This window comes from Rothia sp. HMSC069D01, from assembly GCF_001810135.1.
Classification (GTDB): domain Bacteria; phylum Actinomycetota; class Actinomycetes; order Actinomycetales; family Micrococcaceae; genus Rothia.
On sequence record NZ_KV800109.1, the window covers coordinates 1 to 25759 of the forward strand.

General features: G+C 59.5%; 25 protein-coding genes and 1 tRNA gene. 18 read left to right on the top strand and 8 right to left on the bottom strand.

The features are described from left to right. Positions 1-363 precede the first annotated feature (363 nt). The 17 genes from HMPREF2710_RS07840 to HMPREF2710_RS07920 all read left to right on the top strand — a co-directional run bounded on the left by HMPREF2710_RS07840 (position 364) and on the right by HMPREF2710_RS07920 (position 17449). Positions 364-1107, top strand: a complete 744-nt coding sequence (locus HMPREF2710_RS07840; protein ID WP_012904151.1) for a DUF6891 domain-containing protein — start codon at positions 364-366, stop codon at positions 1105-1107. A gap of 425 nt (positions 1108-1532) precedes the next feature. Then, a complete protein-coding gene (locus HMPREF2710_RS07845) occupies positions 1533-2411 on the top strand; it encodes a DsbA family protein (RefSeq protein WP_049346887.1) in 879 nt (292 codons plus the stop codon). Between the two features lie 253 nt (positions 2412-2664). Next, positions 2665-2738, top strand: a tRNA-Thr gene (locus tag HMPREF2710_RS07850). 125 nt (positions 2739-2863) lie between these two features. Next, positions 2864-5062 (top strand): acyltransferase family protein, encoded by a 2199-nt coding sequence (locus tag HMPREF2710_RS07855; RefSeq protein ID WP_049340519.1) that lies wholly within the window; start codon positions 2864-2866, stop codon positions 5060-5062. Between the two features lie 139 nt (positions 5063-5201). Beyond that, complete coding sequence (locus HMPREF2710_RS07860; protein ID WP_070600521.1) at positions 5202-6032, top strand: ABC transporter ATP-binding protein; 831 nt, start codon at positions 5202-5204, stop codon at positions 6030-6032. 158 nt (positions 6033-6190) lie between these two features. Next, on the top strand, positions 6191-7003 hold the full coding sequence (locus HMPREF2710_RS07865) for an SGNH/GDSL hydrolase family protein (protein ID WP_070600523.1): 813 nt from the start codon (positions 6191-6193) through the stop codon (positions 7001-7003). An 811-nt stretch (positions 7004-7814) separates the two neighbouring features. Continuing rightward, complete coding sequence (gene rpmB / locus HMPREF2710_RS07870; RefSeq protein ID WP_004005966.1) at positions 7815-8051, top strand: 50S ribosomal protein L28; 237 nt, start codon at positions 7815-7817, stop codon at positions 8049-8051. A gap of 3 nt (positions 8052-8054) precedes the next feature. Continuing rightward, positions 8055-8225 carry a 50S ribosomal protein L33 gene (rpmG, locus tag HMPREF2710_RS07875; protein ID WP_004005967.1) on the top strand — a complete coding sequence of 57 codons (171 nt, stop codon included), beginning with the start codon at positions 8055-8057 and terminating at the stop codon, positions 8223-8225. 2 nt (positions 8226-8227) lie between these two features. Next, positions 8228-8533 (top strand): 30S ribosomal protein S14, encoded by a 306-nt coding sequence (gene rpsN, locus HMPREF2710_RS07880; protein WP_005506731.1) that lies wholly within the window; start codon positions 8228-8230, stop codon positions 8531-8533. Positions 8534-8622: 89 nt separating this feature from the next. Further along, positions 8623-8910: an HU family DNA-binding protein gene (locus HMPREF2710_RS07885; protein WP_005506733.1), complete on the top strand. Its 288-nt coding sequence runs from the start codon at positions 8623-8625 to the stop codon at positions 8908-8910. A gap of 522 nt (positions 8911-9432) precedes the next feature. After that, the gene (locus tag HMPREF2710_RS07890; protein WP_070600525.1) at positions 9433-10218 is read left to right on the top strand and encodes a hypothetical protein; all 786 of its coding nucleotides are present in this window, start codon (positions 9433-9435) and stop codon (positions 10216-10218) included. A 218-nt stretch (positions 10219-10436) separates the two neighbouring features. Continuing rightward, the gene (locus HMPREF2710_RS07895; protein ID WP_070600527.1) at positions 10437-11150 is read left to right on the top strand and encodes a hypothetical protein; all 714 of its coding nucleotides are present in this window, start codon (positions 10437-10439) and stop codon (positions 11148-11150) included. Positions 11151-11438: 288 nt separating this feature from the next. Further along, positions 11439-12161 carry a transcriptional regulator gene (locus HMPREF2710_RS07900; RefSeq protein WP_239669162.1) on the top strand — a complete coding sequence of 241 codons (723 nt, stop codon included), beginning with the start codon at positions 11439-11441 and terminating at the stop codon, positions 12159-12161. A gap of 277 nt (positions 12162-12438) precedes the next feature. Then, entirely contained in the window at positions 12439-13179 is a 741-nt protein-coding gene (locus HMPREF2710_RS07905) for a preprotein translocase subunit SecD (RefSeq protein ID WP_070600529.1), read from the top strand. 322 nt (positions 13180-13501) lie between these two features. Then, a complete protein-coding gene (locus HMPREF2710_RS07910; RefSeq protein ID WP_049361988.1) occupies positions 13502-14215 on the top strand; it encodes a hypothetical protein in 714 nt (237 codons plus the stop codon). 499 nt (positions 14216-14714) lie between these two features. Continuing rightward, positions 14715-15161, top strand: a complete 447-nt coding sequence (locus HMPREF2710_RS07915) for a hypothetical protein (protein ID WP_049334034.1) — start codon at positions 14715-14717, stop codon at positions 15159-15161. Between the two features lie 317 nt (positions 15162-15478). Then, positions 15479-17449 carry an NHL domain-containing thioredoxin family protein gene (locus HMPREF2710_RS07920; RefSeq protein ID WP_070600531.1) on the top strand — a complete coding sequence of 657 codons (1971 nt, stop codon included), beginning with the start codon at positions 15479-15481 and terminating at the stop codon, positions 17447-17449. Between the two features lie 228 nt (positions 17450-17677). Here HMPREF2710_RS07920 and HMPREF2710_RS07925 read toward each other — a convergent pair whose 3' ends face one another. Beyond that, positions 17678-18655 (bottom strand): hypothetical protein, encoded by a 978-nt coding sequence (locus tag HMPREF2710_RS07925; protein ID WP_070600533.1) that lies wholly within the window; start codon positions 18653-18655, stop codon positions 17678-17680. 63 nt (positions 18656-18718) lie between these two features. Here HMPREF2710_RS07925 and HMPREF2710_RS07930 point away from each other — a divergent pair, with 63 nt between their 5' ends. Beyond that, positions 18719-19420, top strand: a complete 702-nt coding sequence (locus HMPREF2710_RS07930) for a hypothetical protein (protein ID WP_070600535.1) — start codon at positions 18719-18721, stop codon at positions 19418-19420. 132 nt (positions 19421-19552) lie between these two features. On the opposite strand, the gene HMPREF2710_RS07935 is transcribed toward HMPREF2710_RS07930, so the two are convergent. From HMPREF2710_RS07935 to HMPREF2710_RS07965, 7 genes are all read right to left on the bottom strand, one after another. Continuing rightward, positions 19553-20230 (bottom strand): class I SAM-dependent methyltransferase, encoded by a 678-nt coding sequence (locus HMPREF2710_RS07935; RefSeq protein WP_070600537.1) that lies wholly within the window; start codon positions 20228-20230, stop codon positions 19553-19555. Positions 20231-20410: 180 nt separating this feature from the next. Beyond that, the gene (locus HMPREF2710_RS07940) at positions 20411-21523 is read right to left on the bottom strand and encodes a MauE/DoxX family redox-associated membrane protein (RefSeq protein ID WP_070600539.1); all 1113 of its coding nucleotides are present in this window, start codon (positions 21521-21523) and stop codon (positions 20411-20413) included. 123 nt (positions 21524-21646) lie between these two features. Further along, entirely contained in the window at positions 21647-22702 is a 1056-nt protein-coding gene (locus HMPREF2710_RS07945; RefSeq protein WP_070600541.1) for a ThiF family adenylyltransferase, read from the bottom strand. Continuing rightward, on the bottom strand, positions 22693-23463 hold the full coding sequence (locus HMPREF2710_RS07950; RefSeq protein WP_005509016.1) for a thiazole synthase: 771 nt from the start codon (positions 23461-23463) through the stop codon (positions 22693-22695). Before HMPREF2710_RS07950 ends, HMPREF2710_RS07945 begins: the two co-directional genes overlap by 10 nt. A 143-nt stretch (positions 23464-23606) precedes the next feature. After that, positions 23607-23804: a sulfur carrier protein ThiS gene (gene thiS, locus HMPREF2710_RS07955; protein WP_049338535.1), complete on the bottom strand. Its 198-nt coding sequence runs from the start codon at positions 23802-23804 to the stop codon at positions 23607-23609. Between the two features lie 48 nt (positions 23805-23852). Then, on the bottom strand, positions 23853-24935 hold the full coding sequence (gene thiO, locus HMPREF2710_RS07960) for a glycine oxidase ThiO (RefSeq protein ID WP_049361999.1): 1083 nt from the start codon (positions 24933-24935) through the stop codon (positions 23853-23855). Positions 24936-24937: 2 nt separating this feature from the next. Then, the gene (locus tag HMPREF2710_RS07965) at positions 24938-25558 is read right to left on the bottom strand and encodes a thiamine phosphate synthase (protein ID WP_070600543.1); all 621 of its coding nucleotides are present in this window, start codon (positions 25556-25558) and stop codon (positions 24938-24940) included. Positions 25559-25759 lie beyond the last annotated feature (201 nt).

Below are 25759 nucleotides of genomic sequence, written 5' to 3' on the forward strand. Positions count from 1 at the left end.
ACTGCACTTTTGTGGGTGTGGGAGAGTAGGTCGCCGCGGGTTTTTTATTCAAGAGGGGAAGACCTTATAGGTCTTCCCCTCTTTTTGTGTACCCAAAAACTCTTAGAATGAAAACTCCTGGACGAAAGAAACCTAACTCATCAGAGATGCAGAGGTTTAGAGACTCAGCTGAGAAGCAGAGGAACAGGGGACGCAACCTAGACAGCCTGCCAGCCTTGATGCAGGGGCGACGAGATGGGGAGTTCACAGATCCGCCTGAATGACGAAGCAGAGGGCACGGTGGAGAAACTCTTGGTACCTTAACAACAAGAGCAATCCACATCTCTACCCGAGCGAATAGAGAACACGCAAAGGAGCATCATCATGGCTGATGAGAAGAGCATCTACGAACGCTGGAGCGAAGAACGCCTCGACCCGCCCTTCCCCAAAGAATGGGGGCTGGATGAAGAAGACGAAGCCGAGTTGCTCTGGCCCATCTGGCCCCTGCTGTTCATGGGTGAATCTGATACTGAGCAGTACGTAGAAACCATTACCGATTATGTGATGGACGTACTCGGTCTGGAATACGATGGGGAGAACGAAGACAGCAAGCTCTGGGAGAAGCGCGTAGAGGACTACGTGGAAGAGCTCATCAAGCGTCGTCGTGCCTTTGCTGCTGAGCTGGGCATTACCCCCGAAATGCAGAAGAACTCCAACCTCAACCGTGCCTTCGCAGCGCTGGAAGAAGAAGGAGTCATTGCACGACAGAACTTCACCTGCTGCGGTACCTGCGCATCCGCAGAAATCTGGGACGAAATGGATGATAGCCGTGAATGGAAGGGATACATCTACTTCCATGAGCAGGACACTGAAAGCCTCGCTGAGAGCGGCGGAACCTACATCGGTTTCGGTTCCTTCCTCGCTTACCCCAGGGACGAAGAAAAATGGAATACCCTGAGCGATGCGCAGAAGGAAGAGATTAGGGCCCTTCACGAGAAGCTCTCCGCACAGTTGCTGCGAGAGACGGTTATTCCCGTACTGGAGAAGCACGGCCTGAGCGTGAAGTGGAATGGTAACTACAACACCCGCCCCTTCATTGGGGGAGTGGAAGTCTACAACATTCCCTAACGGCTGGTGAGCTGAACCGGGTGGGTGCCTCGGCGTAGCTTGTGGCAGGGGAGGAACCTCCCAGAGCTACGAAAGTTTACGAGGAAAATAAGCTGAGAGCGTGAGAATAGACATCACAGTATCTCAGTCAGAGTATTAACTAGCCGATAAGGCACCCATTCGGTAGGCTAGACGGGTAGCGCGGTACATCCACACTAGAGAAAAGACAGAACCTATCCACATGATAGGAACTGCTCGACATACCTTTCAGTTGCTATACGTAGCAGGAAGCTGAGCTTTAGAACGCCCGGCAGAGATCAGAAGGCGCCGAGCTCAGACGAGCACTGGCACTCTGAACCTCTGCCCTGATGGGTGCGTACTCCATAAGGAGTAGGCTAGAAGAAGTGGACGAACCGCCACCCATATTCCCAACCAAAGGAGCAGGCATGTCGACCGACGCCCGCGAAAAAGCCCGCCAGATTGCGGCCCAGCAGGCCAAGAAGAGTCCCAGCCAGGCAAGCCGCCGCTGGCTCCAGCTCGGCGTACTCGCCGTGGTCCTCGTCATCGTAGGTATCATCGGTTTCGTCGTAATCAACGGCAACAAGAACACCAAGGTAGCAGAAAGCGGCCCCGTGCCCGCCAGCGCCAACGAATACGGTGGCATTGTGCTGACCAAGGACGGAATCGTCAAAAACTCCTCCACCCAGGAGACCCGCGACTTCAAGCAGCTCGCAACCTCGACCTCCTCCGTGACCCCCATGGTCAACGGAACCGCAGCAGCAGTCAACACCCTGCCCCCGGGCGTGCAGACCGCTGAAGAGGCATCCAAGAACGGCCAGCCCGTTCGCGTGACCATCTTCCAGGACTACAACTGCGTGCACTGTGCAGAGTTCGAGAAGAAGTACGGCGAAGAAATCCAGAAGCTCGTCGAAGACGGCACCATCACCCTGGAAATCCGCAACTTGACCTTCCTGGACCGTACCTCGCCCACCGCATACTCCGCACGTAACGCGGCAGCGGCATACTCCGTGGCAAACCAGGTCAGCACCCACGACTTCCTGAACTACCAGCGTGAGATCTTCACCCACCAGGGCAGCGGCGACATGAACAACCAGCAGATTGCCGACATTGCTTCGAAGTACCACGCCTCCATCGGCTCCGATATGAACGACGGCAAGTGGCGCCCCTTCGTGGACGTGGTCAACGCTGAATCCGCAAAGAACGGCATTCAGGGTACCCCCACCGTCTTCGTTGATGGCGACCAGTACACCAGCAACGACTTCAGCACCTTCCTGAAGGAAAAGATCGAAGCTAAGAAGAAGTAACCTCTTCGATAGAAAAACCCGGTAACCTCCGCGCGAGGCTACCGGGTTTTTCCGTATGCATCTGAAGCTCTAAAGAACGAGTAAAGGAACGTGAGGGGCAGGAAGAAGACTCGGCAAAGTGCTGGACAAGGTGCCCGGGAGCCCCTGTAGCCGAGGTATTCGGAAGGGGTAAAACGAAGGAAACGAACGCATCAAACCGCCAAAGAACAACTAAGCAGATTCAACCACCAGAATAAGGTACACTGGACAAGTTGCCTCCTTAGCTCAGTTGGCCAGAGCATCTGTCTTGTAAACAGAGGGTCACCGGTTCGAATCCGGTAGGGGGCTCAGAAAAATCCTGGTTCGCACCAGCCTCATAGCAGAGGTGCGGATCAGGATTTTATTGTACGAGTGTCCTGTAGTGTCTAAGGGACCCGCACTAGCACATCGACATCCATCCTGAGGAACCGAGAATGTCTGAAACCTCCGGAACCCCGCAGGCTCCCGCCTCGCAGGGAACCTACACCACCGCCCCGCGCAGCATCAAAGCACGCGAAGCCAGCGACTACCCCCTCGAAGAGTTCATCGAATCGCGAGGATTCCGCCCTGAAATTCAGGGCCTGCGAGCCTTCGCCGTGCTCCTCGTGGTGCTCTACCACGTCTGGGTCGGCAAAGTCTCCGGCGGTGTGGATGTCTTCCTCTTCATCTCCGCCTTCCTGCTCTCGCTCTCCTTCATGCGTAAGATCAACGAAGGCAAACCCCTCAATCTCTTCAGCTACTGGATGCACGTCTTCCAGCGACTGCTACCCGTAGCCACCGTGGTTATCGCGTGTACCACGATTGCGTCCTTCTTCGTGCTCGCGCCCAGCCGCTGGTCGCAAACCGTCACCGACGCAACGAGCTCCCTGTTCTACTTCCAGAACTGGAACCTCGCGTTCAGCTCCGTGGACTACTACGCCCAAAACGCTTCCGTGAAGTCACCCTTCCAGCACTTCTGGTCGCTCTCCATCCAGGGACAGATCTTCATCATCTGGCCCCTGCTCTTCGCCGCAGTAGCCTACGTCGTGCACCGATTCCGCGGGAACCTCTTCACCACCGCGGTATTCATCTTCAACACGGTGTTCGTCGCATCCCTGACCTTCTCCATCGTCGAAACCGACACCAACCAGGGATTCGCCTACTTCGACACCCGCACCCGCCTGTGGGAATTTGCCATCGGCACCCTGCTGGCAATGCTCACCCTCAAGTGGAAGGCACCCGAAAAGGCTCGAGTGGTTATGGGCTGGGTCGGTATCATCGGTCTGGTCACCTGTGGCGCAATCCTGCCCGTTGAACGAGCATTCCCCGGCTACCTGGCGCTCTGGCCCGTGATCTCCGGTGCGCTCGTCATCATGGCAGGCCGCACCAACAGCCGCTGGGGCATCGATCGACTGCTGGTCTCCGCACCCCTGCAGAACCTCGGCAACATCTCCTACGCCCTGTACCTGGTGCACTGGCCCATCCTCATCCTCTACAGCAGCGCCGTCGGTACCTCCCGCGTGAACTTCATCGAAGGTGCTGTCATCATCCTTACCTCCATCGGCCTGGCATGGTTGCTCATCCGCTTCGTCGAGAAGCCGCTGCGCTACCGCAAGGACCCCTTCGTACCCTGGCTCATGATGAAGATGCGCTTCAAGACCATCTTCTCGGTCAAGACCTGGGCAGACCAGCTCGCCTTCATCCTCGCGATCTTCCTGGTCGCAGGTGTACCCCTGGTAGCCGCACAGGCATGGGTAGGCTACCGCAACACCCAGTCCGAGCAGAACGCCGAACTGCAGGTACAGACCGCCAGCGAAAACTACCCCGGCGCCCGCGCTATCGGCGGCGCCCAGCAGGGACTCATTGACAACCCCATCCCCTCCGGTGGTGACGTCAAAACCCAGTTCGACGGACTGAGCGACCCCTGCGTTGGCAGCTTCGCGCCCTCCGACCCGGCACTCGCCAAGTACTGCAGCCTGCAGAAGTACGGACCCGAGGACGCACCGCTGACCATGGTCATCGGTAACTCCCACGCCGAACAGGCGCTGAGCATCTTCAAGCCCATCGCAGAACAGACCAAAACCAACCTGCAGACCTACCTGCTCGGTGGCTGCCAGTACCCGGTCCGCGCCGTCAACGCCAGCAACGAATGCTCGGAATTCAACACCAAGATGACCGAGGAAATTCTCAAGCGTAAGCCGCAGACCGTGGTGCTCATCGCCACCGTTGCCCAGGCACGCTCGAACGACGAACGAGTCGACCCGAGCCTCGATGAGACGGTCCGCCGCCTCACCGAAGCAGGAGTCCAGGTCATTGGCCTGCGCGATAACCCGCGCTTCGAGTACAACATCTACGAATGCGCTCAGAAGGCCGGCGCCGACAAGAGCTCCTGCGCACGACCCGCAAGCGACAAGTACGCCGCAGAAAACCCTGCAAAGGAAATCTTCGACAAGTACCGCAACCAGGGTGCCGTCATGGTGGACCTGAAGGACGTGTACTGCCCGGACGGCATGTGTAGCCCCGTGGTTGGAAACATCTACGTCTACATCGATGACAACCATGTCTCCAAGACCTACAGCCGCACCATGGCTCAGGAAGTCTTCCAGCGTGCAGCGGAAGGCGGCTGGCTCGTCAACGGAAAAGTGAACTTCTAAAGTTCGCCGATATAGCGGATCCCCCGTGCTGTTCTACAGAAGTGTGAACGGTTCGGGGGATTCGCTATATTCTGACCCGAAATTAGGATAGGCTAAGTTAGGAGGCTCCCGGGAAAAGCCTTAGAGAAGAAAGGACGCCATGAAAGAAATCACCGAACGCACCCTCAAAGTAGAGAACGTCAGCCTCGGCTATGGCGAAACCACCATCGTCAAAGACCTCTCCCTCGAATTCCCGAAGGGCAAAGTTACCGCCATCATCGGCCCCAACGGCTGCGGTAAATCCACCCTGCTACGCGGTGTCTCCCGACTACTCAAGCCGCTCAACGGCGACTTCACCCTCGACGGCAAACCCACCCACGAATACTCCATGAAGGGCTTCGCCCGCATGGTTGGGCTCATGCCCCAGCATCCCATCGCCCCCGAAGGAATTACCGTAGCCGACCTCGTCTCCCGAGGACGCTACCCCTACCAGGGACTCTTCAAACGCAATAGCGCCGAAGATGATGAGGCGGTCGCCTGGGCACTAGAAGCCACCGACACCATGTCCCTCGCCGAACGACAGGTCACCGAACTCTCTGGCGGCCAACGTCAGCGCGTCTGGATTGCCATGGCGCTCGCCCAAGAAACCGACATCCTACTGCTGGACGAGCCGACCACGTACCTCGACCTGGCACACCAGGTGGAGCTACTCGACCTACTCTCGGACCTCAACGAGCAACGCGGCACCACCATGATCATGGTGCTGCACGAGTTGAACCTCGCCGCCCGAGTCGCCGATTACCTCGTCGCGATGAAGGACGGCTCCATCGTCGCCCAAGGCGAAGCACACGAAGTGCTCACCCGTGAGAACCTGCACACCATCTTTAGCCTGAAGGCCGAGGTTGCGGACCCGTTTAACGACGGTAGCGTGGTGGTTGTTCCCCATCCGCGGAGGGCATCCGCAGCTACCGGGTCAGCTGTCGCATCCTAAGAAACCTCCGCTCATATCTGAAGAAGAACCCTCAACAGTGGGATACTGGAAAGCAGGACGCACCGAAAGCTAAGCGAAGAAGCCGGTACACCGCGCAGGTGTGCCGGCTTCTTTCACAGAAGGGTCATTCTCTATAGAGGCCCGGAAAGAAGAACATAATGACGACCCCGCTCCTAGACTCCAACGGCAAGCTCAACGGTGAATCAGTACGCTACGTGGCAATCGGCGACTCCTTCACCGAAGGCGTGGGCGACGTTGACCGCCGCCGCCCCAACAGCTTGCGCGGCTGGGCAGACCGCGTTGCCGAAGGCCTCGGTGCAGTAGACCCGCAGGCACAGTACGCAAACCTCGCCATCCGCGGCCGCCTGCTCATTCCCATTCTTGAAGAGCAGCTGCCGGCAGCCCTGGAGCTGAAGCCCAACCTTGTCACCTTCTACGGTGGCGGCAACGACATCATGCGACCCAACGTGGATATTGACCAGCTCATGACCCACGTAGACGAAGCCTTCGCCACCCTGCGCGGCGAAGGAATCGAAGTGCTTACCGTAACCGGCCTGGACGTACAGGGCCAGGGCCCCTTCGCCCGTACCCGCGGCCGTACCGCCACCTACAACGAGCTACTGCGCGGTATCGCTGAGGACCACGGCGTGCACATTATCGACTACTGGCGCTGGAATGACTTCCTCGACTGGCGTCTGTGGGCTGACGATCGCCTGCACATGAACGACCTCGGCCACGAACGCTTCGCATCCCGCGTGCTGGCGCAGCTCGGCCTGCCCGGTGTGGTCACCGAATCGGTACTGCCCCCGGAGGTGCAGCTGACCGCTCGCGAGAAGATTGAGCAGGAGGCACGCTGGGTCCGCGAGTTTGCCCTGCCGTGGATTGGCCGCCGCCTGAAGGGTACGAGCTCCGGGGACGGTGTGAGCCCCAAGTACCCGGAGTGGGTCCCCGCGGCAAGCCTTAAGAACTAATGCTGAGGGGGCGCATGTTACGGCGTAAAACTGTACGCCGGGGGGAGTGCCCTGTGCTGTATCTGTACCGTATTTGTGCCCGCATTTACGCCGTAACTGGAACGGTAAATCCGCCGTTACCCGTACCGTTGCAAACCCTTAAACCGCCCTTTAAAACCGGGGTGGAAGCGTTAAAACGAGAGTTAAATACTCTTTAAACGCGTGTTTAAGCCTGTTTAATAGCCCTGCGCACACCGCAAGAATCGGTGGCGCGGGGCTGTTTAAGGCTTAAATCCGGCTTAAGCTGTTAATCTCACAACATGAATTTCACTAGTGTAATTTATCCCCGGTCACATAGAGAACATCCGTTCTTAAAAAGGCGTATTAACGCCTGACTAGGGGCGTTAAAGAATTCCTTAAAAACATCTGGACTTGCAAAAACACCCATTTTTGATAGAATGGATAGGTATGTTTGCCGCTCGAAGGCAGGCGTGCATCCGCGAATCGAGCACTTCGCTTAAACGAGATGCAATTGGCTCAGAACACCGAGATTCCGCGGATTTTTAAGGCAAAATCCGGCGTGCAGGCTTGCACGAACCCCCGTATTTACCTAGAATTTAACGCTGTTCGTAGTGGTGGAAACGCCTCTCGACACTAATAAGCTTCACCGTTTTTCCCGCGGCGGGGATCGATGCGTGGCCTCTCACCCACGTGACGATCTCAAACACTCTAGCCCGGCGAATAACCCGGTGCTTCTACATTGGTGGCGGGACGCTCACGAGTAACATCGACTGCGTACCGTCATAAAAGTCAATCAATAAAGGAGTGAAACATGGCAGCAGTCTGCCAGGTGACCGGAGCTGTTCCCGGCTTTGGACACAGCATTTCGCACTCGCATCGCCGCAACAAGCGTCGATTCGACCCGAACGTTCAGAAGAAGACCTACTGGGTTCCTTCGCTGCGTCGTAAGGTAACCCTGAACGTGTCCGCTAAGGGCATCAAGGTTATCGATGCTCGTGGCATCGATGCCGTTGTTGCAGAAATCATCGCACGCGGGGAGAAGATCTAGTAAATGGCATCCAAGGCTAAGGACCTCCGTCCTATCATCAAGCTCAAGTCCACTGCTGGCACCGGTTACACCTACGTGACCCGTAAGAACCGCCGCAACAACCCCGACCGTATGGTGCTGAAGAAGTACGACCCCGTCGTTCGCAAGCACGTTGACTTCCGAGAGGAGCGCTAAGAATGGCTAAGAAGTCCAAGATCGCTCGCAACGAGCAGCGCAAGGTCATCGTCGCTCGCTACAACGAGAAGCGTATCGCGCTGAAGAAGACCCTGATCGACGAGAACGCTACCCCCGAGGAGCGCGAAGCAGCACGCGTGGCACTGCAGAAGCTGCCCCGCAACGCTTCCCCCGTTCGCGTGCGTAACCGCGACCAGATCGACGGCCGCCCCCGCGGTACCTTCCAGAAGTTCGGTATCTCCCGCGTGCGCTTCCGCGAGATGGCACACCGTGGCGAGCTGCCCGGTATCACCAAGTCCAGCTGGTAAATCTGGTATTTTAGTTCCTAAACGGTTTTCCGTCGCAAGACGGTCACTCGCTTTAGACTCAAATCTAAGTCTCTGGAAGGGGCACCCTAATGGCTAAGAACCGTACCGAACTCGTTGCAGAGGTTGCAGAGAAGTCTGGCAAGAGCCAGGCAACTGTAAACGCAGTCCTCGACGCAGTGTTCCAGGTTTTCGAGTCTTCCGTCTCCAAGGGCGAGAAGATCACCATCCCCGGTTGGATGGCAATCGAGCGCACCGACCGTGCAGCTCGTACCGGCCGTAACCCGCAGACCGGCGAAACCATCCAGATTCCCGCCGGTCACGGCGTGAAGCTGACCGCAGGCTCCAAGCTGAAGGCAGCAGTCGCTAAGAAGAAGTAATTCTTGAGACTTTGAATCTGCTAAAAGACCCCCACCAATATGGTGGGGGTCTTTTAGTATGCCCAGATGTTCTCTTGCTGATAGGGCATGGGTTGCTGGGGGAGGCAGAGCGGCTGGAGGGCTGGGAGGGTGCGCGCGGCGGGGAGCGTGCACAAGGTGGGTCTTCAAGACCCTAACCCTTAACTCGAGCATAAGATACAGAAAGTAGCTCGGTTTCACAGGGGAAGCTATGATGGGCTACAGAAAAATAAAGAAAATTTATACATTTAAGCAGAAAGCTATGCATAAGCTGAGCGAAAATCCGCGACTATGAAACCCCACTGGGAAAAATACTTATACATTGCCGTCCGGACACAGCTTAAACACAGCAAACTAAAGCTCAATCTTAGACTCACACCCTAAGCTGGAATCACCGGATAAGGAAAAGCCACACACCATACAAGCGGCTCAACCCCCAACCGGAAAAACAACCATACAAACCCCGGACGACCGACCCTCCGGGACTCACAAGGAGAACCCCTCATGGCACGCCACGCTCAGCGTACTTCCGCGCAGCCCACCAACCACCGCCTCCGCACCGGCGCGGCAGCACTGTCCCTGGCAGCAATCGCAGCACTCGGCCTGAGCGCCTGCGGTGCACAGAACACCTCTAACCCGGCACCCACCGCCACCGCGACCGCCAAGGCATCCTCCACCGCCGACGCGGCAGTCAACGCGGGCAACGGCAAGGTCACCGTCAAGGCAAGCGACGCAGCCTCCCCGAGCGCTACCGCAAGCAGCTCGCAGGGTACCGTCACCGTCACCGAAGGCGGCGTAACCGTCAGCGGTGCTGATGGCACCGGGGTCACCGCAGACGCTAACGGTAATGTGACCGTCAACGGCGGCTCGGCTTCCAGCAACGCCGGCTCCTCCGCAAAGGTCGACGAGAAGGCCGGCGAGACCACCGCCAAGAGCGGCTCGAATGGCTCCAGCACCGTGACCGTCGACAGCGGAACCGTCAGCGCAGCCAACGGCTACACCCTCATCGAAATCAAGGCCGACGGCGGCTGGTCCTACCACGCACCCAACGGCGACATCATTGAGGTACGAGCTGACGGCTCCTGGGAGCGCGTTGGCGATGGAGGCGTCGTTGAGGTCGATGCTGACGGCTCCTGGGAACAGACCGGTGAGAACGGCGTCATTGAAGTAGAAGCTAACGGCACCTGGGAACAGACCGGCGGCAGCGGCACGATTAAGGTACCGACCGTTCCCGCCAAGCCCGCTGGCGCTACTGTTAACCCCGTCAAGCCCGTCACTCCCCGTAACTAACTGAAGTGGCCAGCCGATAAGCCGGGCGGAAACGTGGGATATCCCACCCGCTAGAATGCGGATAAACGCCCGCCGGCTCGGATAAAAGCCCCCAAACTCGATAGAATTAACGCGGTTGGTTACACCGATAATTGTTATGGAATCCCACAAGGATCCTGCGCACGACGCGAATACGTCGCCAACTAGCCGCACCATACTAACAACCACAAGGAGAAACAATGGCTATCGCCCCCGCAATGAAGAAGACCACCGCGGTTCTGTCCATCGCTTTCGCAGGCGCACTGGGCCTGAGCGCATGCGGCTCCCAGTCCTCTTCCACCACCACCGCGACTGCATCCGCATCCGCTTCGGCAACTGCGTCCGCAAGCGCATCGGCTAAGGCATCCTCTGCGGCAACCACCTCTGCAGCTTCCGCTTCCGCTACTGCAGATGTGAAGGTTGACAAGGACGGCAACGTCACCGTCAAGGCTAACGACGGCGAAGGCAACTCCGCAGACGTGAAGGTCGGCGCAGACGGCAAGGCATCCGTAGACACTAAGGACTCCGAGGGTAACTCCTCCAAGGTAGAGTCCGACGCAAAGGGCACCAAGGCTGAGTCCAAGGACTCCGAGGGTAACTCCTCCTCCGCAACCGTAGAGGGCGACGTCGTTGTCTCTGAGGACGGCGGCTGGACCATTCAGGGTGACGAAGGTCAGGTAGCTGTACAGGCTGACGGTTCCTGGAGCCGCCAGGACGCAAACGGCCAGGTCGCAGTCAAGGCTGATGGCTCCTGGAGCATCCAGGCTAACAGCGGCCTGCAGGCAACCGTGGACGCATCCGGTGAAGTAACCTCCATCGTTGGCGGCGAGAAGGCAGACCTGAAGGCTCCGAAGGTTCCCGCAAAGCCCGCACAGGCTAAGGTCGCCCCCGTCAAGCCCGCACAGCCCAAGTAAGCTGTAAAGAGCTAACAGCGGCTTGTGGCGCTCGTAGAGCGTGACAGTCCGTGACTTATGAAGACGCCCCGTGCGCATCCGATAGTGATGCGTGCGGGGCCGTTTTGCGTCTTCAAGTTGCGCTGAACTCCTAGGGAAAATAGGAAGCTTCGCATAACTGTTGTTAGGATTAGGGAGGCGCTCAGAATCTAGCTCTCACTCAACTCTCACTCAACAAACAACCACACTATAGGTCTCCCCGGCATAGCACGGGGATCTACCAGAAAAGAGAACACAGTGAAGAAAACTATGGCTGTTCTGTCCCTGAGCCTCGCCGCAACCTTCGGTCTTGCCGCGTGCAGCTCCAACGCCAAGGCACCCGCCGAAAGCCAGAGTGCATCCGCGAGCGCGTCCGCTTCGGCAAGCGCGTCTGCCTCCTCCAGCGCGTCCGCAACTGCAACCACCTCGGCAGCTACCTCAGCATCCACTTCGGCAAGTGCATCTGCTTCTGCACACGCAAATAGCTCGAGCTCCTCCGCTAAGGCATCCGAAAGCCAGAAGAGTGGACTGTCGGGTGCTTCCTCCATGCCCACGGACCCCACCGATAGCAACTACGGTCCGCAGCTATACGCGCATTACAAGGAAGCCGTCGAAGAGGCTAAGAAAGACCGCTCCGCCAAGAAGACTACGAACACTGAAGGCAACGTGTACACTGCCCCTGACGGAAGCATCGCTGTTGTCGAAGCTAAGAACGGTAGCTACATCAGCATTGAGAAAGACGGTAGCTGGGTACGTGTGACCCCTGAAGGTGAGGTTGCCGCCGTGACTGATAAGGGCGGCTGGGTTGCCGTCAAGCCTAACGGTGAAGTAATTAGCGTTGATGAGAACGGTGCGGCTTCCATTATGAACGTTAAGACCTCGGAGGTTTCGGGCGACTACCAGTCCCTGGAGCTGCCCAAGCCCCCGGCTCCTGTGGGAGACCTGCCTGCCCCGAAGAATCCCGTTAAGCCGACCAGCCTGGCTACGAACTAAACGTATCCACTACATAGCTGGTGACTAGCTAGACCCGTTCGCCCCGTGCGCATCCGAGCGTGATGCGTGCGGGGCGTTTTTGCGTCTTCAAGCCGCGCTGAGAAGACCAGTAGAGCTGAGATGACCCGTAAGCGGGGGAGGGGGCACCGCACCATCTCAGGGAGCTTTCAGGTCGCGGTGCTAGCATGGTGGCGTACACCGGGCATACCGGAGTACAGGTCAACCACACTACGCACTGCGCCGCCGCAGAGCGGCGCATACAGAAAAGAGAAATTCAGTGAAGAAGTCAATTGCTGTTCTGTCCCTGACCATTGCCGGTGCCCTCGGCCTCGCAGCCTGCGGCGGCAACTCCGGCGCCAACTCCAACTCCTCCGCATCGGCAAGCGCGTCCGCTTCCGCAACTGCCTCGGCACCCGCAAGCACCTCCGCAGCAGCAACCAGCAAGAGCACCGCCTCCGCAGCAGCTGAAACCACCAAGGCAGAAACCAAGACCACCCAGGGGACCATCAGCACCCCCAGCGGTCTGCCCAGCGAAGCAACCGAAGCACTCAAGAAGGGCCAGGAATCCGCCGATCAGGCAGCCTCCGCAGGCTACACCGCCAGCAAGAAAGCCCTGGAGCAGCTCAAGGAGCAGTCCGGCGTGAAGAAGGTGCAGACCAGCGATGGCACCGTCTACTACACCGATGAACTCGCTGCATTCGAATCCAAGGACGGCGCTATCATCAGCATCCAGAATAACGGTGTGTGGACCAGCATGGACTCCAACGGTACAACCATCGTCGTGAAAGAGGACGGCTCCTGGATCAAGACCAATCCCAAGGACAACCTCTACACCGTTGTCAATGCAGATGGCACCGCATCCGTGCTGAACACCAAGACCTTTGAGCAGGCGACCGACGTCTCCACCATCGAGGTCACGAAGGCCCCGGCCCGCATCGACGGCTTCAACGGCACCGCTAAGACCCCGGTCAAGCCCACCAAGATTGCTGACCTCTCCGAGGTCGCAGGCGCCAAGTAATGCAGACGCCAAATAAAAACTAGCCCCTGCCCTCTGCCCCCGGGCCGAACAGCCCGACAGAACAGGGGCACCAGCGCCCCGCACGTATCCGACCGTGATGCGTGCGGGGCGCTTTGCGTCTTCAAGCTGAGCTGGGAAGACCCGTAGAGCTGAGAAGACCAGCGAAAGTAGCGGGGGAGGGGGGGAGCACCGCACCATCTCAGGGAGCTTCCAGGCCGCGGTGCTAGCATGAGGGCATACACCGGGGAGGTACCCGAGCACAGGTCAACCACATTACGCACTGCGCCGTTGCAGAGCGGCGCATGCAGAAAGAGAAAATACAGTGAAGAAGTCTATTGCTGTTCTGTCCCTGACCATTGCCGGTGCCCTCGGCCTTGCAGCTTGCAGCGGTAATTCCGGCACCAACTCCGGCACCAACTCCTCTGCATCGGCTAGCGCGTCCGCTTCCGCAACTGCCTCGGCCCCTGCAAGCACCTCCGCAGCCGCTGAAACCACCAAGGCAGAAACCAAGACCACCCAGGGGACCATCAGCACCCCCAGCGGTCTGCCCAGCGAAGCAACCGAAGCACTTAAGAAGAGCGAGGACTCCAACCAGCAGGAAACCTCCGCATTCTACAGCGCCGTCAAGGAATCCCTGAACGAGTTCAAGAACGAGTCCGATGTAAAGAAGGTACAGACCAGCGACGGCACCGTCTACTACAACTATGAAGTCGCTGTCTTCGAAACAAAGGACGGCGCTATTGTCATCATCAAGAATACCGGTGCGTGGAGTAGATTTGACTCCAACGGCGGAACCATCGTCGTGGAAGAGGACGGCTCCTGGATTAAGACCAACCCCGAGGACAACCTCTACACCGCCGTCAAAGCAGACGGCGCCGCTGCCGTGCTGAACACTAAGACCTTAGAGCAGACAACCGACCTCTCCACCATCGAGATCCCGAAGGCACCTGCCCGTATCGACGGCTTCCGCGGCACCGCTAAGACCCCGGCCAAGCCCACCAAGGTTGGTAACTTCTCTGAGATTACAGGCCTCTAGTAAAAAATAGCTCCTGCCCCGGGCCGAACAGCCTGACAGAACAGGGCCACCAGCGCCCCGTGCGCATCCGACCGTGGTGATGCGTGCGGGGTGCTTTCGCGTTCAGAAGGAGGGGGCTCAGGCTCTTCCCAGACAGCGGTGCTAGGATGTGGGCATGCCCGAAGCTGGGCATTACCAACCACATCCATACACAGCGTTGTGATGATGTCGCGACGCATGACGGAAAGAGAAATCCGCCGTGAAGAAGTCTATTGCTGTACTGTCTCTCAGCGTGGCAAGCCTGCTCGGTCTAGCCGCCTGCGCCCCCTCCATAAAAGCGCCCGTAGCCTCCGGAAGGTCCGCATCGGCAAGCGCCTCCGCTTCACCCTCTGCCTCGCCCTCTGCACGTAGCGAGAGCTCATCTAGCCCCTCATCTAAACCTACTTCGAGCGCTTCTGGCAGGGCAACCGCTAGCAGCGACGCAACGCAGGGAGCATCCTCAGCGGTAGGGGCTGACGAGATGCAGTACAAGGCCAGGAAACACTACGAAACGTACTACCAAAAAATTGCCGAGGCTGAGAAGGACCCCGCCGTTGTGAAGGGCGAAAACGCCGATGGTAAGACCTACATCTTAGAAAAAGACAAGCTTGCTATGGTCGTGGGGAAGAACAATGAATACATCATCTTCCACCAGCATGACGGGAACTGGAGCCGTCTGAGGCCTAACGGTGAGCTAGAACTAACGTACTCCGATGGGGCCTGGGTCAGGGTAATGCCGGACGGTGAACGTATCGCAGTCAAGGCGAGCGGTAACACCAACATTGCCTACCATCAGGGCGATGTATCCGAGGACATCATTACCTCGCTGAAAACCCCCGAAGTCCCCGCCCAAGTGGAAGGTTTCGCGAGCGTCCCCCAAAAACCTGTAAAGCCGAAGAAGCTTGGCACGGTTGTGGGCACGAAGTAAAAAGCCTCGAGCGTCTCGGTCCGTGCGCATCCGTTTTGGATGTGCACGGACCGATTTTTAATATCTGCCTGCGCGTCTCTACCTGAGACGGGGTTACTCCTTTGGGACAAGCTGCACGCGGTCGCTTGCAAACTCGAGACCGAGTCTCTGAAGAGCCGCACAACTCTCAACAACAGGGAATATGACTTAATATGACGGGTCGTTAAGCCCTCAAGTCACAAAGCTCAACTCCCAGCGAACCACCCACCCCACGCTGGCATAATGGGGACAGCAAACCAACGCGCCCACACACGGCGCACCCAACAGGAGAGAAAACCATGAGCGAGAACACCACCCGCAACGTACGCGTACGCGCCAGCGAACTCGAAGGCCGAGCCTGGCTCAACACCGGCGACAAAAACCTCACCCTGGCCGACCTTCGCGGCAAAATCGTTATTCTCGACTTCTGGACCCTCTGCTGCATCAACTGCCTGCACGTCCTCGACGAACTACGCCCCCTCGAAGAAGAATTCTCCGACGTACTCGTCACCGTCGGCGTCCACAGCCCCAAATTCGAACACGAAGCAGACCCCGTAGCGCTCGCCGCAGCCGTCGACCGCTACCACATCACCCACCCCGTACTCGACGACCCCGAACTGACCACCTGGCAGGCATACACCGCCCGCGCATGGCCCACCCTCGTCGTCGTCGACCCCGAAGGTTACATCGTCGCCCACCTCTCCGGTGAAGGCCACGTACAGGGCCTCACCTCCCTCGTACGCGAACTTGTCGCCGAGCACGAGGCGAAGGGCACCCTACACCGCGGTGACGGCCCCTACGTACCCCGCCCCAAGGCAGCCGGCACCTACGCCTTCCCCGGCAAGGCCATTGAACTGCCCGCCGAATTCGGCCCCGCAAACCTCTTCGGCAACCGCGAACGTACCTACCTCGTCGCAGACAGCGCACGCCACCGCATCCTGCAGGTAGCCGCCGACCTCAACACCGTCATCAACACCTACGGTGGCGGCGACGACCCCGTAAACCACCCCGTCAAGGGCCACGTCGACGGCACCGGCACCGAAGCACGCTTCAACGAACCCGCCGGCCTCGCCCTCGTACCCGAAAACCTGCGCGAACAGCTCGGCTACGACGTGCTCGTCGCCGACACCGTCAACCACCGCCTGCGCTCCCTCAACCTGCGTACCGGCGAAGTACGCACCCTCGCAGGTAACGGCGTGCAGCGCGTCATCGACGGCGACAACGCCGTCACCGGCGACCCCAACCACATCCCCACCGGCGTGCCCGCCACCGAGATTGCGCTCTCCTCGCCCTGGGACGCTGTCTACTCCCGCGAAGCCGGTCAGTTCATCATCGCCATGGCAGGCACCCACCAGCTCTTCGGCTACGAACCCGTCACCGGAACCGTCAGCATCTTCGCAGGCTCCGGCGTGGAAGGCCTCGCCGACGGTCCCGCCGCCGAAGCCTGGTTCGCCCAGCCCTCCGGCATTATCGAAGCACGCGACGGCAGCCTCTGGGTCGCCTGCTCCGAAACCAGCGGCCTGCGCCACGTCACCTTCACCGAGGACGGCGTACAGGTCACCTCCGCAGTCGGCAAGGGCCTGTTCGACTTCGGCTTCGTCGACGGTGACTCCGACACCGCCCGCATGCAGCACCCCCTCGGCCTGACCGAACTGCCCGACGGCTCCATCGCAGTCGCAGACACCTACAACGGCGCTATCCGCCGCTGGGACCCGGTCACCGGCACGCTCGGCACCCTCGAACGCGGCCTCGACGAGCCCTCCGACCTGCTCGTCGAAGAAGCACCCGGCGAAGAACCGCGCCTCATCATCGTCGAAACCAACGCCCACCAGCTCGTACGCGCCTCCATCCCCGCCAAGGCACAGCACGTCGACGAAGGCGCCATCACCACCGCACGCCCCTCCACCAAGCTCACCGGCGGCACCCTCGAATTCACCTCACGATTCACCGTGCCCACCGGCCAGAAGCTCGACACCCGCTGGGGCGACCCCACCCAGCTGAAGATCTCATCCACCCCCGAGAACTTCATCCTGGAAGGCGCCGGCACCTCCACCGGACTGACCCGCACCCTCGTGCTCAACCCCGAAATCACCGAGGCAGTCCTGCACATCACCGCCCGCGCCGCCGCCTGCGACGGCACCCCCGACGGTGACATCCCCGAGCACGCAGCATGCCACCTCTACCAGCAGGACTGGGGTATTCCCGTCGTCGTGACCGGTGACGAGGCAGACGAAAGCGAACTCGTCCTGGACCTGCGCGGTATCAACTAGGGATCTATAAAAGAAAAGAATTAAGGGTCAGTATTATCCTCGCTCCTACAGGGGCACCCGTCCTCGTTTCGCTCGGACACCCTGATGTCGCTACGGATAATACTGACCCTTTCTTTGCCCATATAAGCTACGAGCCAGTATGCTCTTCGCTCCTACAGGGAACCCGCCCTCGCTTCGCTCGGGCACCCTGATGTCGCTTCAGAGCATACTGGCTCTCGTCGTTCGTTCTTAGAAAGATACTCGGACCGCCTTCGCATCCGCCTCCACCGACGCCTTCAACGTAAACGGAATCTCCTTCTGCACCTGCGAACGCTCACCCGTATACAAATCCAACTGAGTAAACGACACCTTCGCCGTACCCGACATCGGCTTCAACGACCACACACCTGCCGAACTCACACTCACCTGCGGATCCGCAACCTTCACCACCGACCACTTCACCTCAGAATCCACACGACCCGTAAACGCATACTCAAAAGGGCACCCACCAGGATAAAGAGTGCTCTGCTGCGTACACTTCTTCAAATGATCCTGCACCTGCTCCTTCACCGACGACAACGCATTATCACTCGGCTTCAACTCCATACGCACCGCATGATTCGCATCCTGCGCAGTCACCACCTCATTCACCTTCTGCGCCGTATAAACCGTCGAATCATACGACACCGCATAGACACCCGGATAAAACACCGGGAACGACGCCGCACCATCATCCACCGCAACCTTACGGTTATTAATCGTCGCAGCCTCCACACCCTGAATATTCACCTTCACCGACGGCAAAGACGCCTCATCAATAGCCCACTTATCAAAAAAGCCCCAATGCGTGCCCGAACGGTGCAAACGAAAATCCGTATGCTGCTGCGAACCCTCCAACGTATAAGAAGCACGCACCGTCGCATGCTCACCATCATCGCTGGTCTCCACCACCTCATACGACACCTCACCCAACGAAGACACCGAACGCCTCAAAGCATCCCCATCCAGCAGCGACGCGTCACCCTCAGGAATCTGCGCACCCAACAGGCCACGCGCATACGAACCATTACCCGTACGCAACGCATGAAAATACTCCCGCACCTGACCCGTCGGACCATACACCAGCTTATTCGTCATAACCAGCGCCGCAGCAGCCACAGAAACCGCCACCACAACACCGACCATCCACATTGCCAGAACCCGCTCCACGGGAGAAAAATTACGCATAGAACCAGGGTAACGCAGGTAGTCCGCTAGGTTTCACGCACCGCACACACTAAAGTTGTGTATATGGCAGAACGCGCTCACGAAGTCCCCGCCAAATACGGCGAAGTCAACGAACTATTCCACCCCCGCATGCGCTCCTACGGCAGGCGCATCGAAGCGGCACTCCCCGGCACCATCGTGCTCCTCGCCGCGCTCGCCTTCATCTTCTACAAGCGACCAGCCCTGCCGTACACCATCCTCGTGCTGCTCATCGGCACCATCGCAGGCGTCAACCTCTACTCAGTCCTCAAACCCACAATCATCGTCATCACCAAAACCCACGTGCTCCGCGCACGCACCTTCGGCTGGTTCGCCGTACCCCTCGAAAACATCGACCACACCATCTTCGCCGAAAAGCTCTACCCCAAAAAAGCCTACGGCCAGAAACTCAAAACCGTCGCCGGCCGCCTACGCTACCGCAGCTTCCCCGCCATGTGGGCAGTCGACAAAGACGGCAAACAGCTCATGCGCATCGACGGCCGCGTCTGGGACGGCAAAACCATGCGAGAAGTCTCCTCCAAACTCTCCGCCCAAACCACCATCTACAAGCAGATCAACGTGGTCAACATGGACAAAGAACACAAGGGACTCATCACCTTCAACGAACTGCACCCCGGCTGGCGCTCCAGCCTCATGACCGCGCTCGCCGTCATCATCGTGGCAATCCTCTTCGCCGCATCCTTCCTGCCCGAAGAAATCGCCCGCAACATCTACATGATCCACTAGAACGCCCATTCTTCTTTAGTGCCTCTTCTGGACGCGCTTCTTCCGGACACGCAAAAGGCCCGGCACCCACCCCGCACAGGGGAGGCGCCGGGCCATTTGTATGCCTAGCTATATGCGCTTAGCGCGTTCGCTTCAGATGCGAGCCTGGCTCGCCGGGCGCGACAGCACCGCCACCAAAAACTCCGAAGAACCCTCAACAAACGGGTGCATCTGCCACGACGAATACGTGTTATCCACGTTCAGGCCAACCTCGCGGGCATCAGCGAGGAACTGCTCAAACGCATAATCACGGCCCGGACCGGAGCCGTAACCCACGACGGCGCGGCCGCCCGGCGCCAACACGCGGCGGAAGTTCTCCACCACCGGCTTACGGGTCGAACGAGCCAAGAAACCCATCACATTACCCGCACACACCAGCAGCTCAAAACCATTCTCCTCAGTGGCGTCACCCTCAATGCCCAGCACCTCCGGCAAATCCACCAAATCAGCCGTAATCCACGTAGCATCCGGGCAGACACGGCGCGCCTCCTCAATCAGCTCAGGATCAATATCCACACCCGTCACACGGTGACCCAACGCGTGCAACTGCTTACCCACACGACCGGGACCAGAGCCCGCATCAAGAATCTTCGCACCACGAGAAGCCATAGCGTTCAACAGACGAGACTCACCGGCCATATCATTGCCCTCAGCCTCCATCGCCTTGAAACGGTCAATGTACCACTGTGAGTGATTCGGGTTGCTTTCCTTACGGATTAGCCACAGGGACTTCTCACGCTCGCCCGGAGCGTTGAAACTCATCATTGCCATAAAAACTCCTTAGACAGGGTTGAGGGCGCGCCAGCCACCCGGCGAGGTGACCGCGGCGTATAAGCGGTGTGTGCGCTACGTTCTAGCATAGCCCCACTCGGCACCTGCCGGTACGGGCAGTAAGACCCGGACGGGGTTATCGGGGTAGCGGGAGAAACAAGGAAACCACAAGGGGAGCGGTTAGAGGTGGTCACCGCTAGTATTCGACATATCCTCAGCAAGCGCCTTACGCATCTGCTCTTCACGCTCCTCCTCAGCCAAACGAGCAGCCTCAGCGAACTGCTCCTCAATATCAGTCAGCAGCGCCTCAACCTGCTCATTACCAGCCACCGGGCCGCCAGCGATCAGACCATCAGCGCCCAAAACCACAGCCAACGGCACACCATTACCGAAATTCGCGCGCGCACCAGCCTCACGGTCAATCAACGGAGTCAAACCCTCCGGCAACGTACCCGCATTACGCGAGGTCTGCAACGAATCCAGACTCGAATACACCGGATGCAACGCCACCTGCGGCAGACGCTCCTGCCACGAAGCCATCGTCTTCAAAAATTTCACACAACCAGCGCAGGTCGCCGACACAAACACCAGCACACGCGCCTGATTCTTCGCCAACGCACGCAAATTCGTGTGGCGACCATTCTCCAGATACAGCGCCGCATGCGGAATCGGCATGCGAACATACTGCTCTTCACCGTTCTCGTCATACACCGGCTCCGGCAAAATCACCTCAGCCTGCGGCTCCGGCTGCGCAAGAGCATCACCGCGGCGAACAGCCTCCAACGTCACAGCAATCAGCACAGCGCCAATAATCCAGGTCCAGCCGCTATTACCCAGACCCAGCAGAGTCGACACAACACCCGTGCCGCCCTTCAATGCACTCGCATGCGCACCAGCCGCCGCCAGCAACAACGCAATATTACGGACCAGCGTATAACGGCTCACCGGCGCATTCGACTCAGAGCCAAAACAATTACAACCCGCAGTACGACCCGTCGCCAGTGCGCGTGCAATCACCACCGTATAGAACAGCATCAGAATCAACGCCAAACCCGACGCAATCACCGCAGGTAGACGCACCGGCGACAACAACAGCACCGCCGCCAAAACAATCTCGAACCACGGCAGAATCAGCGACACCGCACGGGTCGGCGCAATCTTCTCCAAACCAAGATTCTGAATACCGGTCACGGTACTCTGCGGGTCCTTCGCCTTAGCAATACCGCTAATCAACAAAGTCAATGCAACAAGTGCCGTACACAAAACAAGCGGCACAGTAGAGACGGTGAGCATAAAACTCCTAGAGTGAGTGTGCGAAAACAGGAGGCGGCAGCGGCAGTTTTTAGGCAGAACAAACCGCGCGACGAGCCGCCGTGTTATACACGATTTTACGCCCTGAACATGGGGAAACCATCTCTACAGTGCCGTGAGGCGCACCCCGTACTCGCCCGCCAGCTCCGCGTACGCCTGCACAAAGCGCTGCGCTCGCGCACCCGAGGCACAGAAAACGCCCACACGCTGATCACGCACCGACTCAAATAGGCTCAGCAGCTCTGCGGGCACGTCGGTTGCCGGCAACAACGACCCCTCAGCGTCACTCAGTTGCGACAACGGCAGATGCAACGAGCCCTCATGCTTCACCGACTGCTCACGCTCGGGCACCTCACGCACATCCAGCAGAACCTGCGGAACATCATGCGCCGACAAATCCACCGGCACCACACGCGCCGGATCCGGCACCGCCCCAAACGACGTACACGTACCCGACAAGGCATCATACGTCAGCAGAGTGCCCGCCGCCGTCGGCAAACCACTCACAAACTTGAGCACCTCCGTTGCCATCAGCGAACCAACCACAGCCGTCGTCGCACCCAACACCCCGGCAAGCGCACACGACTCAACCGTCTGCGGAATCGTCGGAAAAATATCACGCAAATGCGCGCCATCCGGCTCAAAAAGACTCACTGACCCGCCAAAACGCAAAACCGTGCCCCACACCAGCGGCAAACCCGCAACCTGCGCAGCATCCGCAATCAGATACTTCGACGCAAACGTATCCGTACAATCCACCACACAATCCGGTGCCGACGCGGCGAAAAGATCCAAAATCCAGGACGCATCCACATGCCGAATCGTTGTCTCAACCGTCAACGACGGGCACAGCTCCAGGGCACGGCGCGCCGCAACCTCCGCCTTCGGCTCACCCACATCAGGCACACCAAAAAGCGGCTGACGCTGAATATTCGACAGCTCCACCGAATCAGAATCCACAATGTGCAGATACCCCACACCAGCCGCCGCCAAAGCCTGCACCACCGGACAACCCAAACCACCAGCACCAATCACCAACACGCGGGCAGCCGCCACCGCATCCTGATTAAAGCCCGGCAGGCGACGCTGGCGGTCCGTGCGCTCGCGATCCAGACGCGCATGCTCCGGATTCACCGGGGTAGGGGAAAGGTTTACATCCACGAGACAAAACCCTCCGACGGCGACGACGCCTTCGCGTGCTCACGCACCGGAATACGGCCAGCCTCACGCGCCAACGCGCCCGCCTGCACCGCAAACTTCATCGCCTGAGCCATCGCAACCGGATCCTCAGCACGATTCACCGCCGACGCCAACAACACCGCATCACAACCCAGCTCCATCGCCAGTGCCGCGTCGGAGGCGGTACCCACGCCGGCATCCAGAACCACCGGAACCTGCGCGCGAGAAGCAATCAGCTCAATATTGTGCGGGTTCAAAATGCCCAGACCGGTACCAATCGGCGCGCCCAACGGCATAACCGCCGCAACGCCCGCATCCTCCAGGCGAGCTGCAGCCACCGGATCGTCAGAGGTGTACGCGAGCACCGTGAAATCCTCAGCGACCAGCTGCTCGCAAGCGTTCAACAGCTCCACGGTGTCCGGCAGCAGGGTGTCTTCGTCGTGGATGATCTCGACCTTCACCCAGGAAGTGCCCAGTGCCTCGCGGGCGAGCATCGCGGTCATCACCGCATCGGCTGCGGTGCGGCACCCTGCGGTATTAGGTAGCGGCGCAATATTGAGCTTCTGCAGAAGCGGAAAAATGGGGGTGCCTGCGGCGTGACGGCGCATGGCAACGGTCGTCATTTCGGTGCCGGAGGCGATGAGCGCCTGCTCGAGCAGGTCCATGCTGGTTGCGCCTCCGGAACCCATGATGAGGCGGGATGTGAAGGTGCGGTCGCCGATGGTGAGCGGTGTGAGGCTCATGGTGTTCTCCTCTGTGGGAACGTCTAAATAACGGGGTCTGCTGGTTGGTGCGGGGCGCTACGGTGCGCCCGGTTTAGGGAACAAAAACCGAGAATATCTGTTCTTTTTTGCCGGTGGGTATCTCTCCGGTACAGGCTGAAAGATTAGCCGCCCTGAACGGCGGTGAGGGCATCCACCCTATCGCCCTCGTTCAGCGGGACATCCAGCCACGTGGAACGCGGCACAATACTGCGGTTAAGGGCTACTGCCACGCCCGCCTCGGTACCAAACTGGTCCATGACAAGGTCAAATACGGTGGGGGCGTTGGTGGTTAGCGGCTCGCCGTTGTAGGTGATGATCATGCGAAATCCTTTCGTGAAGGTGCCGGGTGCATCCGGCGGGGACTGTGTTTAGTGGGTGAATCGTGCCGGGTCGCATGCCTGCATGATGGGCGGAATCTCAGCCCCGCAGGCGACCTCTGCACCAACCTTGCCGGCGAGTGCGGCAAGCAGAATACCGTGGCGGAAATAGCCCGTGGACACGAGCTGGCGGGTGCCGTCGGCACGGGTGCGATGCCCAAAGATGGGCAGGTCGTCCGGGGTTCCGGGGCGGGCGCCGACGTTCGCCTCCAGAAGCTCACACTCTTCAACGGCGGGCACGAGCCGGATCGCGTCACGTAGCAGCTGGTGTACGCCGTCAATGGCGGGTAGTGTGCGCTGGTCTTCACGGCTGGTAGCACCGATGCACAGCTCCCCGTCGGGGCGGGGGATGAGGTAGACGGGGCGGGAGTTCACGTAGCCGCGCACCACATGCTTGAGGATGGGTCGCGGGGCGCGCAGACGCAGAATGTCTCCGTAGACGGGGCGTAGCGGGTAGTCCCCGTGCAGTGTTGCCCCTAGTCCAGTGCAGATAATGTCGCCCGCATCCGGGTCGGTGACCCGTTCGGTGCTGAAGGTGACGCCACGGCGGGTGAGCGCGTCTTTGAGGGCGCGCCTCATGAGCCGCGGGTGCAGCTGATGGTCACTGGGGATGCTCACGGCGCCGGCAATACGCGGGGCCAGGAGCGGTTCGAGGGTGCGTGCCTGCGTGGGGGTGACGGGGTCTGCGGGGCGGTTCATGTCCCGGTAGTAGGCGCGGGTGCGTTGCAGGTGCTCGGCGTCGGCGCGGTCGGCTGCGATGATGAGCGTGCCGGTGGTGTCGTAGCCGGTGGGCAGGTCGGTGGCGCGGCTGAGCCTGCCCATGAGGGAGGGGTAGGCGTCGGCGCTGGCGGTCATGAGCGGGAAGAGCGCGTCCTGCTGGAATTGCACTTCTGCGATGGGTGCGAGCATGCCGCCGGCGTAGTGGCTGGCGGCGGGGTAGAGCGCCGTGCCGTCGTCGCCGGTGCCGTAGTCGCTGGTTTCGGCGTCGATGAGGTGCACGCTTTCGCCGCGTTCGGTGAGTTCAAACGCGGTGGTGAGGCCGATGATTCCGCCGCCAATGATGGTGATGGTCATGGTTATGCCTGCAGTGCGGGGTTGTCGACGAAGGCGCGGACCATGGCGATTCCGGCGACTCCGGTGGTGCGGATGGCGGGGCAGTCTTCGGGGGTGATGTCGCCGATAGCTACGGTGGGTACGGCGGACAGTTCGGCAAGTTCGCGGAGCCCGTCAATGCCGAGGGGCGGGCGGTTGGACTGCTTGGTGGGGCTGGGGCGGAACGGGCCGGTACCAATGTAGTCGATTAGGTGCGCGATCTTGTTGGACTCTTCGACGAGCTGCCGGGTGCCGGTGGTCAGGCCGATGATTGCGTCGGCGCCGAGGAGGGCGCGGGCGTCGGCTACGGGCAGGTCGTCTTGACCGATGTGCACGCCGTCAACGCGCACGCCGCGGGCACGCAACGCGAGGGCGACATCAACACGGTCGTCGATGAGGAGCGTCTGGTGCGGCTGGATGATGCCGGCGACAGCTTCGGTGAGCTGGTAGAGCTCGCGCGCACTGATGGGTTTGGACCTGACTTGGATGCAGGTGGCGTGTTTGGCTGCCCGGACGGTTTCGAGGGGGTGCTCGCCTGTGACGAGGTAGAGGTTCAGGTCGAGGGGGCGTGCGGGGGTGGTGTAGGGGTGCGTTTCGCGGGTCATGCGGGTCTACGATTCCTCGTCGAGTAGATGTTTTTTAGAAATTCTCTCATTGAATTTCTGTGGTTAGGTTAGCACAACTGTGTGGTGAGTTGAACATCCTTCAAGTGTTTTGAGGCGTCTTGCGGGGTGTGTTCCTCGCTCGGGTAGGGGACGACCGACACGCTACACACTTCCTTCGCTCCTACAGGGGCACCCGCCCTC

Bases quoted from the DNA above. Each gene is read 5' to 3' on its own strand.
- HMPREF2710_RS07840 (WP_012904151.1), top strand. From the start codon at position 364: ATGGCTGATGAGAAGAGCATCTACGAACGCTGGAGCGAAGAACGCCTC.
- HMPREF2710_RS07845 (WP_049346887.1), top strand. From the start codon at position 1,533: ATGTCGACCGACGCCCGCGAAAAAGCCCGCCAGATTGCGGCCCAGCAG.
- HMPREF2710_RS07855 (WP_049340519.1), top strand. From the start codon at position 2,864: ATGTCTGAAACCTCCGGAACCCCGCAGGCTCCCGCCTCGCAGGGAACC.
- HMPREF2710_RS07860 (WP_070600521.1), top strand. From the start codon at position 5,202: ATGAAAGAAATCACCGAACGCACCCTCAAAGTAGAGAACGTCAGCCTC.
- HMPREF2710_RS07865 (WP_070600523.1), top strand. From the start codon at position 6,191: ATGACGACCCCGCTCCTAGACTCCAACGGCAAGCTCAACGGTGAATCA.
- rpmB (WP_004005966.1), top strand. From the start codon at position 7,815: ATGGCAGCAGTCTGCCAGGTGACCGGAGCTGTTCCCGGCTTTGGACAC.
- rpmG (WP_004005967.1), top strand. From the start codon at position 8,055: ATGGCATCCAAGGCTAAGGACCTCCGTCCTATCATCAAGCTCAAGTCC.
- rpsN (WP_005506731.1), top strand. From the start codon at position 8,228: ATGGCTAAGAAGTCCAAGATCGCTCGCAACGAGCAGCGCAAGGTCATC.
- HMPREF2710_RS07885 (WP_005506733.1), top strand. From the start codon at position 8,623: ATGGCTAAGAACCGTACCGAACTCGTTGCAGAGGTTGCAGAGAAGTCT.
- HMPREF2710_RS07890 (WP_070600525.1), top strand. From the start codon at position 9,433: ATGGCACGCCACGCTCAGCGTACTTCCGCGCAGCCCACCAACCACCGC.
- HMPREF2710_RS07895 (WP_070600527.1), top strand. From the start codon at position 10,437: ATGGCTATCGCCCCCGCAATGAAGAAGACCACCGCGGTTCTGTCCATC.
- HMPREF2710_RS07900 (WP_239669162.1), top strand. From the start codon at position 11,439: ATGGCTGTTCTGTCCCTGAGCCTCGCCGCAACCTTCGGTCTTGCCGCG.
- HMPREF2710_RS07915 (WP_049334034.1), top strand. From the start codon at position 14,715: ATGCAGTACAAGGCCAGGAAACACTACGAAACGTACTACCAAAAAATT.
- HMPREF2710_RS07920 (WP_070600531.1), top strand. From the start codon at position 15,479: ATGAGCGAGAACACCACCCGCAACGTACGCGTACGCGCCAGCGAACTC.
- HMPREF2710_RS07925 (WP_070600533.1), bottom strand. From the start codon at position 18,655: ATGCGTAATTTTTCTCCCGTGGAGCGGGTTCTGGCAATGTGGATGGTC.
- HMPREF2710_RS07930 (WP_070600535.1), top strand. From the start codon at position 18,719: ATGGCAGAACGCGCTCACGAAGTCCCCGCCAAATACGGCGAAGTCAAC.
- HMPREF2710_RS07935 (WP_070600537.1), bottom strand. From the start codon at position 20,230: ATGGCAATGATGAGTTTCAACGCTCCGGGCGAGCGTGAGAAGTCCCTG.
- HMPREF2710_RS07940 (WP_070600539.1), bottom strand. From the start codon at position 21,523: ATGCTCACCGTCTCTACTGTGCCGCTTGTTTTGTGTACGGCACTTGTT.
- HMPREF2710_RS07950 (WP_005509016.1), bottom strand. From the start codon at position 23,463: ATGAGCCTCACACCGCTCACCATCGGCGACCGCACCTTCACATCCCGC.
- thiS (WP_049338535.1), bottom strand. From the start codon at position 23,804: ATGATCATCACCTACAACGGCGAGCCGCTAACCACCAACGCCCCCACC.
- thiO (WP_049361999.1), bottom strand. From the start codon at position 24,935: ATGACCATCACCATCATTGGCGGCGGAATCATCGGCCTCACCACCGCG.
- HMPREF2710_RS07965 (WP_070600543.1), bottom strand. From the start codon at position 25,558: ATGACCCGCGAAACGCACCCCTACACCACCCCCGCACGCCCCCTCGAC.